Source organism: Pseudomonas sp. FDAARGOS_380, from assembly GCF_002591235.1.
Taxonomy (GTDB): Bacteria; Pseudomonadota; Gammaproteobacteria; order Pseudomonadales; family Pseudomonadaceae; genus Aquipseudomonas; species Aquipseudomonas salmasensis.
Map to the genome: position 1 here is coordinate 2,661,340 of NZ_CP023969.1, position 16,318 is coordinate 2,677,657.

At 61.6% G+C, this 16,318-nt stretch carries 15 protein-coding genes; 9 read left to right on the top strand and 6 right to left on the bottom strand.

What is annotated here, in order from left to right:
• Positions 1 to 63: 63 nt before the first annotated feature.
• Both eat and CRN80_RS12630 read right to left on the bottom strand, forming a co-directional pair.
• Positions 64 to 1,497 carry an ethanolamine permease gene (gene eat / locus CRN80_RS12620; protein ID WP_098950268.1) on the bottom strand — a complete coding sequence of 478 codons (1,434 nt, stop codon included), beginning with the start codon at positions 1,495 to 1,497 and terminating at the stop codon, positions 64 to 66.
• 255 nt (positions 1,498 to 1,752) lie between these two features.
• Positions 1,753 to 3,273: an aldehyde dehydrogenase family protein gene (locus tag CRN80_RS12630; RefSeq protein ID WP_032895131.1), complete on the bottom strand. Its 1,521-nt coding sequence runs from the start codon at positions 3,271 to 3,273 to the stop codon at positions 1,753 to 1,755.
• Positions 3,274 to 3,544: 271 nt separating this feature from the next.
• Here CRN80_RS12630 and CRN80_RS12635 point away from each other — a divergent pair, with 271 nt between their 5' ends.
• The 5 genes from CRN80_RS12635 to CRN80_RS12655 all read left to right on the top strand — a co-directional run bounded on the left by CRN80_RS12635 (position 3,545) and on the right by CRN80_RS12655 (position 9,162).
• Positions 3,545 to 5,455 carry a sigma-54-dependent Fis family transcriptional regulator gene (locus CRN80_RS12635; RefSeq protein WP_098950270.1) on the top strand — a complete coding sequence of 637 codons (1,911 nt, stop codon included), beginning with the start codon at positions 3,545 to 3,547 and terminating at the stop codon, positions 5,453 to 5,455.
• A 649-nt stretch (positions 5,456 to 6,104) separates the two neighbouring features.
• Positions 6,105 to 6,800, top strand: a complete 696-nt coding sequence (locus tag CRN80_RS31650; RefSeq protein ID WP_098950271.1) for a hypothetical protein — start codon at positions 6,105 to 6,107, stop codon at positions 6,798 to 6,800.
• Between the two features lie 109 nt (positions 6,801 to 6,909).
• Positions 6,910 to 8,259 carry a UDP-N-acetylmuramate:L-alanyl-gamma-D-glutamyl-meso-diaminopimelate ligase gene (mpl, locus tag CRN80_RS12645; protein ID WP_098950272.1) on the top strand — a complete coding sequence of 450 codons (1,350 nt, stop codon included), beginning with the start codon at positions 6,910 to 6,912 and terminating at the stop codon, positions 8,257 to 8,259.
• Positions 8,256 to 8,885: a flavin prenyltransferase UbiX gene (gene ubiX / locus CRN80_RS12650; RefSeq protein WP_003194503.1), complete on the top strand. Its 630-nt coding sequence runs from the start codon at positions 8,256 to 8,258 to the stop codon at positions 8,883 to 8,885. The genes mpl and ubiX overlap by 4 nt, the downstream gene beginning before the upstream one ends.
• The gene (locus CRN80_RS12655) at positions 8,878 to 9,162 is read left to right on the top strand and encodes a YceK/YidQ family lipoprotein (RefSeq protein ID WP_098952605.1); all 285 of its coding nucleotides are present in this window, start codon (positions 8,878 to 8,880) and stop codon (positions 9,160 to 9,162) included. The genes ubiX and CRN80_RS12655 overlap by 8 nt, the downstream gene beginning before the upstream one ends.
• Positions 9,163 to 9,666: 504 nt before the next feature.
• Here CRN80_RS12655 and CRN80_RS12665 read toward each other — a convergent pair.
• The 3 genes from CRN80_RS12665 to CRN80_RS12675 all read right to left on the bottom strand — a co-directional run bounded on the left by CRN80_RS12665 (position 9,667) and on the right by CRN80_RS12675 (position 12,708).
• Complete coding sequence (locus tag CRN80_RS12665; RefSeq protein WP_014720096.1) at positions 9,667 to 10,308, bottom strand: oxidoreductase; 642 nt, start codon at positions 10,306 to 10,308, stop codon at positions 9,667 to 9,669.
• A gap of 29 nt (positions 10,309 to 10,337) precedes the next feature.
• Positions 10,338 to 12,056, bottom strand: a complete 1,719-nt coding sequence (locus CRN80_RS12670) for a C13 family peptidase (RefSeq protein WP_032895140.1) — start codon at positions 12,054 to 12,056, stop codon at positions 10,338 to 10,340.
• Positions 12,057 to 12,252: 196 nt separating this feature from the next.
• Entirely contained in the window at positions 12,253 to 12,708 is a 456-nt protein-coding gene (locus tag CRN80_RS12675; protein WP_003194496.1) for a MaoC family dehydratase, read from the bottom strand.
• Between the two features lie 182 nt (positions 12,709 to 12,890).
• Between CRN80_RS12675 and CRN80_RS12680 the strand changes: the two genes are divergently transcribed.
• From CRN80_RS12680 to CRN80_RS12695, 4 genes are all read left to right on the top strand, one after another.
• Positions 12,891 to 13,244, top strand: coding sequence for a CidA/LrgA family protein (locus tag CRN80_RS12680; protein WP_003194494.1), 354 nt, complete (start codon positions 12,891 to 12,893; stop codon positions 13,242 to 13,244).
• Positions 13,241 to 13,957 carry an LrgB family protein gene (locus tag CRN80_RS12685; protein WP_032895141.1) on the top strand — a complete coding sequence of 239 codons (717 nt, stop codon included), beginning with the start codon at positions 13,241 to 13,243 and terminating at the stop codon, positions 13,955 to 13,957. The genes CRN80_RS12680 and CRN80_RS12685 overlap by 4 nt, the downstream gene beginning before the upstream one ends.
• Positions 13,958 to 13,979: 22 nt before the next feature.
• Complete coding sequence (locus tag CRN80_RS12690) at positions 13,980 to 14,570, top strand: LON peptidase substrate-binding domain-containing protein (RefSeq protein ID WP_047711863.1); 591 nt, start codon at positions 13,980 to 13,982, stop codon at positions 14,568 to 14,570.
• 100 nt (positions 14,571 to 14,670) lie between these two features.
• Complete coding sequence (locus tag CRN80_RS12695; protein WP_032895144.1) at positions 14,671 to 14,886, top strand: hypothetical protein; 216 nt, start codon at positions 14,671 to 14,673, stop codon at positions 14,884 to 14,886.
• On the opposite strand, the gene CRN80_RS12700 is transcribed toward CRN80_RS12695, so the two are convergent.
• Positions 14,880 to 16,196, bottom strand: coding sequence for a bifunctional DedA family/phosphatase PAP2 family protein (locus CRN80_RS12700; protein ID WP_098950273.1), 1,317 nt, complete (start codon positions 16,194 to 16,196; stop codon positions 14,880 to 14,882). The two genes, CRN80_RS12695 and CRN80_RS12700, sit on opposite strands and share 7 nt — an antisense overlap.
• Positions 16,197 to 16,318: the final 122 nt, after the last annotated feature.

A 16,318-nucleotide genomic window follows, 5' to 3' on the forward strand; every position in this document is an offset into this window, starting at 1 on the left:
ACAGTGTCTCCTTGATGACGCGAGCCTGCTGTGGGCAAGGCGCCGCGTCGAGGTTTTCGGCAGTTAGTGCAGGGCGGCCTCTGCGGCTTGGATCGCCGCGAATTCCTCTTCCGGCGTGCCTGCTACCAAGTGATGCCGGCTGTAGAAAGCAAAGTAAGCAATTAATACTCCATAGATGATCGCCGCGCCAATCACCACGCGTGGGTCTACCAAAAAGCCCGCCACCACGGCTACGCAAGCCAGCACCAGCGCCACACCCGAGGTGAAGATGCCACCGGGCGTGCGGTATGGCCGCTCCATTTTAGGGCGACGGATGCGCAGGGTGATGTGGGCGGCCATCATCAACACGTAGGAAATCGTGGCGCCAAACACCGCCACCAGAATCAGCAAGTCACCCTGGCCGGTCAGCGACAGGCCAAAGCCGATAATCCCGGGGATCACCAGTGCCAGTACTGGCGCCTTGCTTTTGTTGGTCTCGGACAATTTGCGCGGCAGGTAACCGGCACGGGACAAGGCAAAAATCTGGCGCGAATAGGCGTAGATGATCGAGAAAAAGCTCGCGATCAATCCCGCCAGCCCGACCAGGTTGACGAAGCTGCCCATCCAGGTGGAACCGCCGTAGGACAACGCCAAGGCTTCAACCAGTGGGTTGCCGGATTTGATCAGCGCATAAGTGCCCGCACCGCCCGGCGCGATCACCAGAATCAACAGGGCAAAACTGGTCAGCACCACAATGGCGCCAATCAGCCCACGCGGCAGGTCGCGCTTGGGGTTCTTGGTTTCTTCAGCGGCCAGCGGCACGCCTTCCACCGCCAGGAAAAACCAGATGGCATAAGGGATCGCGGCCCACACGCCGACGTAGCCGAACGGCAGGAAGCTGCTGGCACCCTTGGCCTCGGTCACCGGAATATCCAGCAGATTGGCGACGTTGAAGTGCGGCACCATCGACACCAGGAACACGCCCAAGGCAATCGCGGCGACGGCGGTGATCACGAACATCAACTTCAAGGCTTCACCCACACCAAAAATGTGAATGCCGATAAAGATGATGTAGAACGCCAGGTAGATCATCCAGCCGCCAATGCCGAACAACGACTCGCAATAGGCGCCGATAAACACCGCAATGGCGGCGGGCGCGATGGCATATTCGATAAGGATGGCAGTGCCGGTGAGGAATCCGCCCCAGGGGCCGAAGGCGCTGCGGGCAAAACCGTAGCCACCGCCAGCAGTGGGAATCATGGAAGACAATTCGGCCAGGGAAAAGCACATGCACAGGTACATGGTGGCCATCAGCAAAGTGGCGAGGAACATGCCGCCCCAGCCGCCCTGGGCCAGGCCAAAGTTCCAGCCGGCGTAATCGCCGGAGATGACATAGGCGACGCCAAGGCCAACCAGTAATACCCAGCCGGCGGCGCCTTTTTTCAGTTCGCGTTGTTGAAAATAATCGGTGCCGACGTTTTCGAAGTCGACAGAAGAACCAGTGGGTTCGCTAGGCATGGGAAGTACCTTCCATTCTTATTGTTTTTGACTCGGCATCTGTGTGCCGAACGAGGTAGCAATTGCGTGTGATATCAAATGTGGGAGCTGGCTTGCCTGCTACCCCTTATTTGGCTGATACACGCCGCTAATGTAGGAGCGAGCTTGCTCGCGAAAAACTTGCGAGCGCCTCGGGGAGTCAGGCTGCTCGCGTTATCGTTAACGTTCTTCGCGAGCAAGCTCGCTCCTACAGTGACGGTTGTTGCCTTGGTGGGGTTAGAAAAAGCCCAGCGGATTAATGTCGTAGCTCACCAGCAAGTTCTTGGTCTGCTGGTAGTGATCCAACATCATCTTGTGGGTTTCACGGCCCACGCCAGACTTCTTGTAACCGCCAAACGCGGCATGCGCCGGGTACAGGTGGTAGCAGTTGGTCCACACGCGGCCGGCCTTGATTGCCCGGCCCATGCGGTAGGCGCGGTTGATGTCGCGGGTCCACAGGCCAGCGCCCAGGCCGAACTCGGTGTCGTTGGCAATCGCCAGGGCTTCGGCTTCATCCTTGAAGGTGGTGATGCTCACCACCGGGCCGAAGATTTCTTCCTGGAACACACGCATGTCGTTGGTGCCCTTGAGCAGGGTCGGCTGGATGTAATAACCGGTGGCCAGGTCGCCCGTGAGCTTCTCGACCTTGCCGCCGGTGAGCAATTGCGCGCCTTCGCCCTTGGCGATTTCCAGGTAGGACAGGATCTTGTCGAACTGCTGCTCGGACGCTTGGGCGCCGACCATGGTGTCGGTGTCCAGCGGGTCACCACGCTTGATCGACTCGACCTTTTTCATCACCACTTTCATGAAGTCGTCGTAGATCGACTCTTCCACCAGTGCACGGGAAGGGCAGGTGCACACTTCACCCTGGTTGAAGAACGCCAGCACCAGGCCTTCGGCGGCTTTTTCGATAAATTGAGGTTCGGCTTTCATGATGTCGGCGAAGAAGATGTTCGGCGACTTGCCGCCCAGCTCAACCGTGGACGGAATAATGTTCTCGGCCGCCGCATGCATGATGTGCGAGCCCACAGGCGTTGAGCCGGTGAACGCGATCTTGGCGATGCGCTTGCTGGTGGCGAGGGCTTCGCCGGCTTCCTTGCCAAAACCGTGCACCACGTTCAGCACGCCTGGCGGCAGCAGGTCGCCGATCAGTTCCATCAGCACGCTGATGCCCAGCGGCGTTTGCTCGGCGGGTTTGAGCACCACGCAGTTGCCGGCGGCCAGGGCTGGCGCGAGTTTCCACGCGGCCATCAGCAGCGGGAAGTTCCAGGGGATGATCTGGCCGACCACGCCCAGCGGCTCGTGGAAGTGGTAGGCGGCGGTGAGTTCGTTGATTTCGGCGCTGCTGCCTTCCTGGGCGCGGATGCAGCCGGCGAAGTAGCGGAAGTGGTCGGCGGCCAGGGGGATGTCGGCGTTGAGGGTTTCACGCACGGCCTTGCCGTTGTCCCAGGTTTCGGTGATGGCCAGCAGCTCGAGGTTTTGCTCGATGCGGTCGGCGATTTTCAGCAGCACCAGCGAGCGGTCCTGGGCCGAGGTTTTGCCCCAGGCATCGGCGGCTGCGTGAGCGGCGTCCAGCGCCTTGTCGATGTCTTTGGCGGTGGAGCGCGGGAAGTCGGCAATCGGCTTGCCGTTGACCGGCGAGGTGTTGGAGAAGTAGTTGCCATCGACCGGCGCCACGAACTCGCCGCCGATGTAGTTGCCGTACTTGGCCTTGAACGAAACGATGGCGCCTTCAGTACCGGGGTGTGCATAACGCATGGTGGGCATCTCCTGCTTTTATGTTTATTGGAGTACAGCGCGGCAAGCGCGTTATAAAGCGTAGAGCAAAGGTTGGGCCACTGCTGTGCGGGCCCGCAAAATCAAGGGGTTGGGCTTTGTTGCAAGGCGTTGCCGTGACAGGGGCGATACAGGCAGGTGACAGTTTGTGCCACAAACGGTACAGCCTGTGACCGGTGGGTCGGGCCGGGATTGCAATGGCCGGATGGCTGGGGGATGCTGGGCGTTCTCACGCAGGGAGAATAATAAGAACATGCATAACGATCATTTCAGTCGCCATGCCCAGCAAGTCTTGACCGTCACCCGGGGCCAAGAGCTTTCCCAGGGGCCTGGCAGCGACCCGTCCATCGCCCGCTCCTGGCTGCGCTGCGTGGAGGACTACCACCTCGACCCGGCGCTGACCATCGCGCCCACCGTGCTCGAACACGGGCGCCTGCTGGAAAGTCGCGAACGCCTGCGCCAAGTGCTGCACATCGCCGGCAGCGAAATGAACAGCCTGCATCAACAGCTTTCCGGCGCCGGTCATGCGGTGCTGCTCACCGATGCGCGCGGGGTGATCCTCAACTGTGTCACCGCGCCGTCGGAGCGCAAGATCTTCGAGCGCGCTGGCTTATGGCTGGGCGCTGACTGGAGCGAAGCCTGCGAAGGCACCAACGGTATCGGCACCTGCCTGGTGGAACGGCAGTCGTTGACGATCCACCGTGACGAACACTTTCGCGGCCGCCATACCGGGCTGACCTGTTCGGCCAGCCCGGTGTTCGACCCTCACGGTGAATTGCTGGCGGTACTGGATGTGTCCTCGGCCCGCGAAGCCGTGTCGCGCCAGAGCCAGTTCCACACCATGGCGCTGGTGAACCTGTCGGCCAAGATGATCGAAAGTTGCTATTTCCTGCGCCACTTCGAACATCACTGGCTGTTGCGTTTTCACCTGCAGGCCGAGTCGGTCGGGTTGTTCAGCGAGGGCTTGCTGGCGTTCGATGGCGAAGGGCGCATTTGTGCGGTCAACCAGAGCGCCCTGAACCTGTTGGGGCAGTTGCGCGGCGGTTTGGTGGGCCAGCCGGTGGAAGCGTTTTTCGACTGTTCCCTGGATCAGTTGCTGGGGCGGGCCAGCGCGAACGCCACGGCCAGTTGGCCGCTGCGCACCCGCGAGGGTCGGCCTCTGTTTGCAGCGCTGCGAGGCCAGCCGCGCAGTGTGCCGGCCCCTATCATCAAGCCGCAGGCGCCACGGCCTTTGGGTATTTGCCTGGGCGACCCGGCGTTGCAAAATGAGCTGCGCAAGGCCTCGCGAGTTTTCGAGCGCGACGTGCCCTTGCTGATCAACGGTGAAACCGGCTGTGGTAAAGAAGCCTTCGCCAAGGCCGTGCACCAGACTAGCCTGCGGGGCGACAAGGCCTTTGTCGCGCTGAACTGTGCGGCGATTCCAGAAAACCTGATCGAGAGCGAATTGTTTGGCTATCGCGCCGGCAGTTTTACTGGCGCCCTTAAAGAAGGTATGCGCGGCAAGCTGCAACAGGCCGATGGCGGTACGCTGTTTCTCGACGAAATCGGCGACATGCCCCTGGCGCTGCAAACCCGCCTGTTAAGGGTGCTGGAAGACCGCCTGGTGGTGCCTATCGGTGGTGAACCCCAAGCCGTGAACGTGCGCATCATCAGCGCCACGCACCGCAATTTGCTGGAGCGTGTGGCCGATGGCAGCTTTCGCGAAGACCTGTATTACCGCTTGAACGGCTTGGAAGTGGCCCTGCCGCCGTTGCGCGAACGCACTGACAAGTCGCAACTGTTGGACTTCCTCCTGGCCCAAGAGGCGGGCACCGAGCAGGTGAGGCTCGACGAGTCGGCGCGCCAGGCCCTGTTGGCATTCCCCTGGCCCGGCAACCTGCGGCAGATGCGTACCGTGTTGCGCACGGTGGTGGCGCTCTGTGAGGGCGGGCGAGTCGGTCTTGAAGACTTGCCGGCGCTGATTCGACAGGCGCGGCCCCAAGGGGAGAGGGTGGATGCGCCGTGCGCCTCGCCGCTGGAGAGCGCCGAGCGCCAGGCATTACTCGATGCGTTGGCGCAGCAGCGCTGGCATATGAGCCATGTGGCTGAACAGTTGGGCGTCAGTCGCAATACGCTGTACCGCAAGTTACGCAAACATGGGATTTCACGGGAGGTTATGCATTAGGGGCGCGACAGTTGTCGGAATAACTCAGTTATTGCGGACTATTCGTTTTTTGTCCCACGTGATTTAAGGTTTTTTATCGCTCTACGCACTCACGTCGTCCCGGAACGTGGCGCGTTGTTTTAAGCACTGATGGAATAAGGGCAGAGCATCACTTGCCCTTAAACACCGTTGTTTGAAACTTCTAGGGTGACAACACATGAATATTACAAGTCCAATAACGACTCCTGTGCCACAACTCCCTGTTCAACTTGATGTTACGCCCGCGCCTGCACCGCAGCCCTTGATGGCGGGCTGGGGCGAACCGATGCACCCCCTTGAGCCTGAGCCTGGCACGCAGTTGTCTGAGCCGGAGGCAGATCAAACGCCGAAGGTGCGCGTCAAGCGTGGAATCTTCGGGCGGCGGTTCGGGGGAGGGTCCAGGCCCACACCGCCCGTGTCTCCCCCGCCGTCGCCCAGGGTACCGCCGGCCCCGGTCAGTCCCACGCCTACCCGGCCCCAAACCGCGACGGGAGGGAAAAAACCGACGACAACCCACGACACCTCTGGCACCAGTGTGACCGCGGGCAGTTCAGGCCAGTCGACGGCCAGTAGGCTCAAGGACGCGCTGACCAAGGGGCCTCAGACGCCCCCTCTCGGTGGCACCACCCCCGTGAAACCGGCGGAATCGCCCAAGGTCAGTGTGGCCGATGTCACTCAGCGGCTGTTGGATGCCGACAGGCTGGTCAAGTCGGGCGTTATTTCTACATCGCCCTCTACCGGCAAGATGGTCAAGGACGCGTTCATCAACGCAGGCATCAATGGCATGGTCAGCGCGCCGATCAATGTGGGCGCCTATGCCGGGTCCGTGGCTGCGGGGGAAGCGATCAAGGGCCAATACGTACCGTCGCCGGTGCCGGCTCCGCCACCGCATTTGCCTGGCGGTGTGCAAGCCGGTCAGAAGCCAGCGCCGCCAGTCGTTACGCCACCCACACCCGATGAGCCTGCGCCTGGGGCCACACGCCATCTGGATCGCGTAGAAAAGGTGCTGCTGGAGTTTGCCAATCTCATCATCACGCTGGCGGGAAACACCGGAGACCGGCTTGTCATGGACGACGCCTGGCCCAAGGAGCGCGGGGCACGCATGAGTAACCTTGAGCAGTTACTGGACGTTTCAGAAACCCATATGAAACAAATTGCCGAGGACAACGAGCTGATTTTCAAACCTCACATCGAGTCACAAACGTCCCCTGGTACCGGTGGCCGCTTAGGCGTGATCGAGCGTCGGTACCATGCCTTGAAAAAAACCGCTGACCGAATCATGACCTTGAAAGGCGCTGAGCTTAACAACGCGGGCACCACGGTTTAAGTCATCCCTTTTGCCCGCCGGATCCTACCGGCGGGCGTTTCGCCCTCAGCTAATGCGTGCGAACTTTCCCACCCTACGCTAACCTGCCTCGATGTTTACGAGGTCGACTATGCACATTCATATTCTGGGTATCTGCGGTACGTTCATGGGTTCGATGGCGGTTCTGGCCAAAGAGCTGGGCCATCACGTAACAGGCTCCGATGCCAATGTTTATCCACCCATGAGCACGCAGCTACAGGCGCAAGGGATTGAGCTGACGCAAGGCTACGACCCTTCGCAATTCGACCCGGTGCCGGACCTGGTCGTCATCGGCAACGCTATGTCGCGCGGCAACCCGGCGGTGGAATACGTACTGAACAAAGGCTTGCCTTACGTCTCCGGCCCCCAGTGGCTGGCCGACCACGTGCTGCAAGGCCGTTGGGTCCTGGCAGTGGCGGGTACCCACGGCAAGACCACCACCAGCAGCATGCTCGCATGGGTGCTGGAGCATGCGGGCATGAGCCCGGGCTTCCTGATTGGCGGTGTGCCGCAGAACTTCTCGGTGTCGGCGCGCCTGGGTGAGACACCGTTTTTTGTGATCGAGGCCGATGAGTACGACAGCGCCTTTTTCGACAAGCGCTCCAAGTTCGTCCACTACCGCCCGCGCACGGCGATCCTGAATAACCTTGAGTTCGATCACGCAGATATCTTCCCCGATCTGCCGGCGATTGAGCGGCAGTTCCACCACTTGGTGCGCACCATTCCCAGCGAAGGCCTGGTCATTCATCCCACCACTGAGCCTGCGTTGCAGCGTGTGATCGATATGGGCTGCTGGACCCCGGTGCAAACCACCGGCGCGGGCGGGCAGTGGCAGGCCAGGTTGCTCAGCGATGACGGTTCGCGGTTTGAAGTGCTGTTCGAAGGCCAGGCCCAAGGCATCGTCGATTGGGGCATGACTGGCCAGCACAACGTGGCTAATGCCTTGGTGAGCCTGGCTGCCGCCCGGCATGTTGGCGTGGTGCCAGCCATGGGCATTGCCGCCTTGAGCGCCTTCAAGAGCGTGAAGCGGCGTATGGAGAAAGTCGCCGACGTGAATGGGATTACCATTTACGACGACTTTGCCCACCACCCAACCGCAATTGCCACCACCCTCGATGGCCTGCGCAAGCGCGTCGGCGATGCGCAGATCATCGCCATCGTCGAACCGCGTTCCAACTCCATGAAGCTCGGCGCGCACCGTGATGGCCTGCCCGAAAGCGTCAACGATGCCGACCAGGTGGTGTGGTATGCGCCAGCCAACCTCGGCTGGGATTTGCCGGGCATTGCTGCGCTGTGCACCATACCTTCGAAGGTTTGCGATTCGCTGGAAGGCATCATTGAGCAGGTGAAGTCCTTGGCCCAGCCCGGCACCCACGTGGTGGTCATGAGCAACGGCGGCTTCGGCGGTCTGCACGGCAAGCTGGCCGAGGCACTGAAATGAGCGGGCCGGAGCGCATTACCCTGGCGATGACCGGCGCATCCGGTGCGCCCTACGGCCTGCGCCTGCTCGATTGCCTGGTGCGTGAAGACCGTGAAGTGCATTTTCTGATCTCCAAGGCGGCGCAGTTGGTGCTGGCGACCGAGACTGATGTCGCGCTGCCTTCCAAAGTGCAGACGATGCAGGCGTTCCTCACCGAGTACACCGGTGCGGCGGCGGGGCAGATCAAGGTCTACGGCAAAGAAGACTGGATGTCGCCGGTAGCTTCGGGCTCCGGTGCGCCGGCGGCCATGGTGGTGGTGCCATGCTCCACCGGTACCTTGTCGGCGATTGCCACGGGTGCCTGCAACAACCTGATCGAACGGGCGGCGGACGTGACCTTGAAGGAGCGCCGCCAATTGATCCTGGTGCCGCGCGAAGCACCGTATTCGAGCATTCACCTGGAGCACATGCTCAAGTTGTCGAACATGGGCGTGACCATTTTGCCGGCGTCGCCCGGCTTTTATCACCAGCCGCAGACCATCGATGACCTGGTGGATTTTGTGGTGGCACGCATTCTCAACCTGTTGAACATTCCCCAGGACATGCTGCCGCGTTGGGGTGAGCACCATCTGGGCGGCGATGAATAAAGCGCTGCTGCTGGTGATGGCGCTGCAACTTACCGGCTGCGCCACGGCGCGCACGCTGGATGCGGCGCAACCGGGCGCGCCGGTGGTGTATGCCGGCACGCGGCTGGATCTGTACGCGATCAATGGTGGCTGTTGCGCCAAGGACCGCTTTGGCGCCGAGGCGCCGAGCTATCCACAGCTCGACCTGCCGGCCAGTGCGCTGTTCGATACCTTGTTGTTGCCACTGTCGGTGTTGACGGTGCTGGGGGTGGGCTTCAACGCCACGGGCGGGCTGTAAGACAGTGGCTGCCTGGGCCGGCCCCGGCGGCCAGCGCATATCTACCTGACGCCCCGCGATCCAAATGTGGGAGCGGGCTTGCTCGCGAAGGCGGCCTGGCAGTCAACACAGCTGGATTGTGTACATATCCATTGCTGCGGTAACGGCCACCTAGGGTTCCGCTCTGACAGCGGGTCACTTTTGGAAGGACCCAAAAGTAACCAAAAGGTCCTCGCCCCACCACTCGGCACCTCGCCTAGGCTCGGTGTGCCCGAACGCAGGCTTGAATCCGTGGGCCGCCGCCACGCGCCATCCATGGCGCGGGGCGGCTAACCCGGCGTCCTGCCGGGTTGCCCACGAATTCAAGCCTGCGTTCGGCCAGCGTGGTTTAACGGGGCGCCTGAGATCAAGATCACAAGCAGATCAAGAGCAAGAGCGGCTCGCTTCGCATCGTGGTTAGCGTTGAGCGCTACTGCGTTATTTAGATACCGATGCTGCGATGAGGCCAGTACGAGCCCTGCATCATTACTTGCCGAGCTTGCGCAACTCGTCCGACTCCACCACTCGCACGCCATCCTGTTCTTCCAGCGCCAGGCGCCACATGGCGCGGGCCAGTTCGCAGACTTCAATACCGTGGTACTTGCCCGGAATAAGCCGTGACAAAGGCCCGGCCAACTGCTCGGCCAGGCGCGGTTCCAGTCGTTCGCCCAGCAGCAGCGACGGACGTACGATGGTCAACTGCGGCCAGTCTTGCGCTCGTAGCGCCAGTTCCATTTCTCCCTTGACCCGGTTGTAGAACACCGAGGATTTCGGGTCGGCGCCAATCGCACTGATCACGATCAGGTGCCGCGCGCCCAGTTCCCGTGCGCGCTTGGCGAAGGCCACTACCATGTCCAGGTCGACCGCACGGAACGCCGCTTCCGAGCCAGCTTTTTTGATCGTGGTGCCCAGGCAGCAGAAGGCGATATCCACGCGGCCGCTCAGTTGCGGCAGGAACACCGCCGGGTCGCCCACCGGGTTTTCCAGGCGTGGATGTTCAGCCAATGGTTTGCGGCTGGGTGCCAGCACGCGGGTCACGGTGGGTTCGTTGAGCAGGCGGTCGAGCAGGTGTTCGCCCGTGAGGCCGGAAGCCCCGGCCAGCAAGATATGCTGCGGTGTCAGGTACATGGTGTTTCCCCCTTGTTACACGTTACAGCTTAGTTGCCTTTGGCTTCCTTGCTATTCATTGAGACGCTTTCGAGCGCCTTTCGTGCCTGCTGTTTACGTAATAATTGCCAATGAGCGATCACGCCTTTAGGCGCCCAGATCTGCGGTTCGGAGGCTTCGAAATTGTCCGCCTGTTCGCGTTCGGCCACGTGCAGTTGTGCCAGTTTGAAGGCGTGTTGCAAATCATCCGTTTGGTTGAAGGCTTGTGCGAAAAGGGCATCGCCGAAGTAGGTGAAGTCTGCTTCTTCCGAGCAGCCGAACGACACGCGGTCTGCACGGGAGGCGGTCATGATCAGGGTGCGCTCATCTTTGAGCGCCGGTATGAAGCCGCCGGAGTAACAGGCGGAGATCACGATGACCTTGTCACGGTTTTTCAGTGGTGCGAGCACGGCCGCCAGTTCATCGGCGGGCAGGTCGGCCAGTTCCATGCGCGGTTGGTCGAGCACCAGTTCATGCTCATGGGTGCCATGGCTGGTCATGTAAATGAACACCAGGTCTTCCGGCCCGGTGCGTTCGGCCAGGGTTTGCACGGAGCGGCGCAGGCTTTCGCGGGTGGCCAGGGGGCGGTCGGCGATATGGTCGCGGTGGTTGACCAGGCGCACTTGCCCGCGCGCGCCGAAGCGGGTAGCGAGCAGGTTGCTGACGTAATCGGCTTCGCGCAGGAACACGCTTTGTTTGCCGTCACCGGCCAGCACCAGAGTGTACAGCTCCACGGCCGGGGTGGACGCGGGCACGGCTGCCAGGGCGTCATCGAGCAAGCGGCCTTGGGCCAGTATGCCGGTCTCCAGTGGGTCGGGCAGCAGCGTGCCCTCGGCGTCGCGCACGCGCAGGCCGTTGACCCAGGTGCCGGACTGCACGGTGCCGTCGGTGAGCACCAGGGTGCCACGGCCTTGATAGTTGTCGCTGTCGAAACCTCCGATATAGAAACTGCCATCGGTGAGGTTCAGACGCCCTTCGCCGGTAAAGCGCCAGTCACTGAACTGGCCGACATAGTGGCTGCCATCGACGCCGATCAGTTCGCCTTTGCCGGTCAGCGCGCCTTCCTTGAACTGGCCGATCCATACATCGCCGTCGGCGTTCTCGTAGCGACCTTTACCGTTGAGCTGGTTCTGCTTGAACTGGCCGACATAGATATCGCCTTCGGCGCTATTAAAAGTGCCATTGCCTTCCAGTTGGCCATCGACAAAGCGGCCGCTGAACTGGTTGCCGCTGTCGTCATTGCGCTGGCCTTCGCCATTGGGCTTGCCGTGGGCGAACTGGCCCTGGTACTGGCTGCCGTCGGCCAGTTCCAGGCGGCCCAGGCCTGAGTACTGGTCGTCCTGGAATTCGCCGCGATAAGTCATCTGCCCCTCTTTGAGGGTGCCTTCGCCGTTGCGTCGACCGTTCTTGAAGCCGCCCACGTAGCTGCTGCCCGAAGTGGTCAGGCTGCCCTGGCCATCAAACAGGCCCTGCTTGAATTCGCCTTTATAGACTTCGCCATTGCTGCCGTGCCATTCGCCCTGGCCGTGCCACTGGCCTTTGTCGAACTGGCCGGCGTACCAGCTGCCATTGGGGTAGTCCACGCGGCCTTGGCCTTGCAGCAAACCGTTGACCACATCGCCACGGTAGCGGCCGCCATCGGGCAGGCGCGCATCGGGCGGCAACAGCGATTCGCCGTCTCCGCAAGCGGTGAGCAACAGGGCAAGGGCAAGGGGAGCGAGTGGGCGCATAGCGGGATCCGGATAATTGAGCGCCGAGTATGCCGTAGCCGGGGTGCCGAACCTAGTGGTCTATGCGCAGGATCCATCACCTGTAGGAGCGGGCTTGCCCGCGAAAAACTCACAGGCGCCGCATTTGTTCAGCCAGCACGCGTTATCGATGACGACCTTCGCGAGCAAGCTCGCTCCTACCGTGGGGGTGTGGTGGTTATACGAAGCACAGTGACAGCGACTCGGCGATGTAGGCCGGCTTCTCCTGGCCTTCGATTTCCAGGGTGGCGGTGGCCTTGAACAGCCATTGGCCGGGTTTCTTCTCGGTGACGTCAGTGAGGGTGACGTTCAGGCGCACCTTGGAATTCACTTTCACCGGCTGGATAAAGCGCACGCTGTCCAGGCCGTAGTTGACGGCCATCTTCAAGCCTTCGGGCATGATCAGGATGTCTTCCATCAGCTTGGGCATCAGCGACAGCGACAGAAACCCGTGGGCGATGGTGCTGCCGAACGGGGTTTGCGCCGCCTTGACCGGGTCGACGTGGATGAACTGATGATCGCCGGTGGCTTCTGCGAACAGGTTGATACGCGCCTGGTCGATGGTGAGCCATTCGGAACGTCCCAGTTCCTTGCCGACGTAATCTTTGAGCTGCGCTACGGGTACATAGGGCATTGCGTCTCTCCTTGGTTCATCATTTTTGCCCATCGGTAACGGGCGTTTTTATCGGTGACAGAGAACCAATGTAGATCATCATGGGCAATCAGCCCGGTCAACCCAAGATGCTTTTGGCGAATGCCGGAGCATAGGTCGGGCATGCTTATAATGCGCGCGAGCGTTGAGGGGGAGAGAGCGGGATGCTGTTACGTGGCCTGACCTGGCTGGTGCTGTTTCAATTGATCGGCACCGCGATCAATCATTTGCTGGTGCCGGTGTTGCCGGGGCCGATCATCGGCTTGTTGCTGATGCTGGGCTTTCTGGTCTGGCGCGGTGAAGTCGGCGAGCCCCTGAGCCTGGCGGCCGGCAGCCTGTTGCGTTACCTGCCGCTGCTGCTGGTGCCGCCGGCCGTGGGGGTGATGGTGTACGCCAAGGACATCGTGGCGGATTTCTGGGCCATCGTTGGGGCGTTGGTGTTGTCGCTGGTGATCGCCATGGGCTTTGTCGGTGTGCTGATGCAGCAGATGGTCAAGCGCAAGGAGAAGGACCAATGATCCTCGACTGGCAGGGCGCCTGGACGGCGGTCATTCATCACCCGCTGTTCGGTATCGGTATCACCCTGGGCGCTTATCAATTGGTGCTGGCGGGGTTCGAGAAAACCCGCTGGATCTTCCTGCAGCCGGTGCTGGTGTCGATGTTGCTGGTGATCGGCGTGCTGCTCACCTGCGGCCTGAGCTACGCCGAATACCGTAAGAGCACCGAGATCATGGGCATCCTGCTGGGGCCTGCGACCGTGGCCCTGGCGGTGCCGCTTTATCTGAACCTGCGACGGATTCGCCAATTGTTCTGGCCGATTTTTACTACGCTGGTGGTAGGCGGGGTGTTGGCCACCGGCCTTTGTGTGGCGTTGGGGTGGTGGTTTGGTGCCGAACACAGAGTGTTGATGACCATGGCGCCCAAATCAGTGACCTCGCCGATTGCCATGTTGGTGGCCGAGCAGATCGGCGGCGTGGCGGCCTTGGCAGCGGTGTTTGTGTTGATCACTGGGGTGGTCGGCGCAATGATCGGCCCAGCGCTCTTGACGCGCCTGGGTGTACGCAGCCCCGAAGCGCGCGGCATGGCTTTGGGCATGACCGCCCACGCCGTCGGTACTTCGGTGGCCTTGCAGGAAAGCGAAGAGTGCGGCGCCTTTGCGGCGCTGGCCATGAGTTTGATGGGCGTGGCTACGGCGGTGTTCCTGCCGTTGGCGGTGTCGGTCATTGTTTAAACCAGGTTTTAAGGAAACCGTTATGAGTCTGGCGCTATTCCCCCTCAACACTGTGCTGTTCCCGGGCTGCACCCTCGACTTGCAGATATTCGAGGCGCGCTACCTGGACATGATCGGCCGTTGCATGAAAAAGGGCGAAGGCTTTGGTGTGGTGTGCATCCTGGATGGCTCAGAGGTGGGCATGGCCCCTGACGGTTATGCGCTTGTCGGTTGTGAAGCGCTGATTCGTGACTTCAAACAGCAGGACAACGGCCTGCTGGGCATTCGCGTCGAAGGGGGGCGTCGTTTCCGCGTGCATGAGACCGACGTACAGAAAGACCAATTGCTGGTGGCCGACGTGCAATGGTTGCAAGAGTTGCCGGACCCGCCACTGGGCGAAGAAGACGCCGACTTGCTGGCGTTGCTTGAGGCCCTGGCCGAGCACCCGATGGTGGCTTCGCTGGACATGGGCGGTGACGTCGAAGGCCAGCAAGCCCTGGGCAACCGGTTGGCCTATCTGCTGCCGTTTACCGAGGCCGACAAGATCGACTTGCTGCAACTGGACGACCCACAGCAACGGCTGGATGCGATCCAGATGTTGCTCGATGAACTGCAGGGCGAGCTGTTCACCTGAGGTTCGGATTTGCCTGACAGAGCTTTCAGACTTTGCTCGGTCGTCTCCACTGCGTCGCCTGCACTATTTTCCGATCACACAACAATGATCGGAGATAACCATGATTCGGCTGACACCCTCGGAACAAGTCGCGTGGGACGCTTATTTCGTCAGCGTGACCACGCAATTACTCCAGCAGCAAGCCTCGCGGGGCGCGGAGTACATCGCCGAGCGCGCCGCCGAAGTGGCCGATGAGATGCTGCTGGAGCGCCGCGAACGTTGCGTTGAACGGCGCAGCGCCTCCGTGGACTGGATCGGCCCGGCCAAGGGTCAGTAGGCGTACCTGAGCAGGGCGTGGGGCGTGCCGGTAAAGGCGATAAAACCGAGCACAGCCACCACGGCGGGCAGCACCAGCCACCAGGCTTTTTGCGACATGGCTGGTAATGGGCTGCGGTACTGGATGGCCGTCAGGCTGAACGCACACACGGTCATCGCCAGCAAGGTGCCGGCCAGGATGTCCGTGGGCCAATGAGCCCCCAGGTACACCCGCGACAAGGCAATGAACGCCGCGGGAATGCAGCCCAGCAGCATCCAGGTCAGGCGCAGCCGCGTGGGTTGGCCGCGACCGGCCAATACCGCGAGCGCCAGGAAGAAGGCAAAGGCACCGGAGGCATGGCCGCTGGGCATGCTGAAGCTGGTCAGCGGGTCGGTGAGGATTTCCGGGCGGCCACGGGCAAAGAACAGCTTGGTGCCGGTGTTGATCACTGCCGCGCCGGCGAGGGTGGCGCCGACAAACACGGCATGGCGCCATTGCCGTGCCAGCAGCAACAGGCCAGTGAACACGGCGCTGGCGAAAAACATCTTCTTGAACTCACCCAGTTGGGTGACACGCACCATCACTTCGTCCAGCCACGGGCTGCGATGTTCCTGCACCAGGGCGCTCAGGCCTTGGTCGAAGTCATTGAGGTGGGGGTAGCCGATAAACAGCGCGATCAACAACACCAGGCTGGCGCAACCGATCCACAAGGTGGCGCGCCGATGCCCACGCCAACTGCTGTTCAAACTCAGCCCCAGCAGCACCGCGAGGCACGCCGCGATAATCGCCGCTTCCGGCCAGAAACCTTCCGGCAACGGCAGGCGGAACGCGGCGCCGGCGGCCCAGCCCGGCAGCAGATAGGCCACGGTCCAGCCTGCTGCGGCAATGATGCTCACGGCGGCGAAGCGCGGGAAGGGCATGTCGCACATACCCGCGACCATGGGCAGCATGGGACGCAATGGCCCGATGAAACGCCCGACCAACAGGCTGGCAATCCCGTACTTGTGGAAGTAGGTTTCTGCGCCGTTCATCCATTCAGGATGCTGGCGCAGGCCGGGCAGGCGCCGGATGTTCTGATGGAAATGGCGGCCCAGGTAATAGGAGGCGCCGTCGCCCAACAAGCCGCCGAGGAAGCCCAGCAGCAGGGTTTCACTCAACGACAGCGCGCCGCTGCCGGCCAACGCGGCGATTGCAAACAGCAACACCGTGCCTGGCACGATCAGCCCGGCAATCGCCAGGCACTCCACGCACGCGACGATAAACACCGCCGCTGCCAGCCATTGTGGGTTGAGGGTCAACCAGCCGGTGATGCTATCGAGCCATTGGCCCATACAATCCACTCCATGCATACATATTCAAAAACACTGAAGATTCAGTTGTGGGAGCTGGCTTGCCTGCGATGGCGGCGGCATGGCCAGCATTGAAGTTGCCTGACCCACCGCTATCGCAGGCA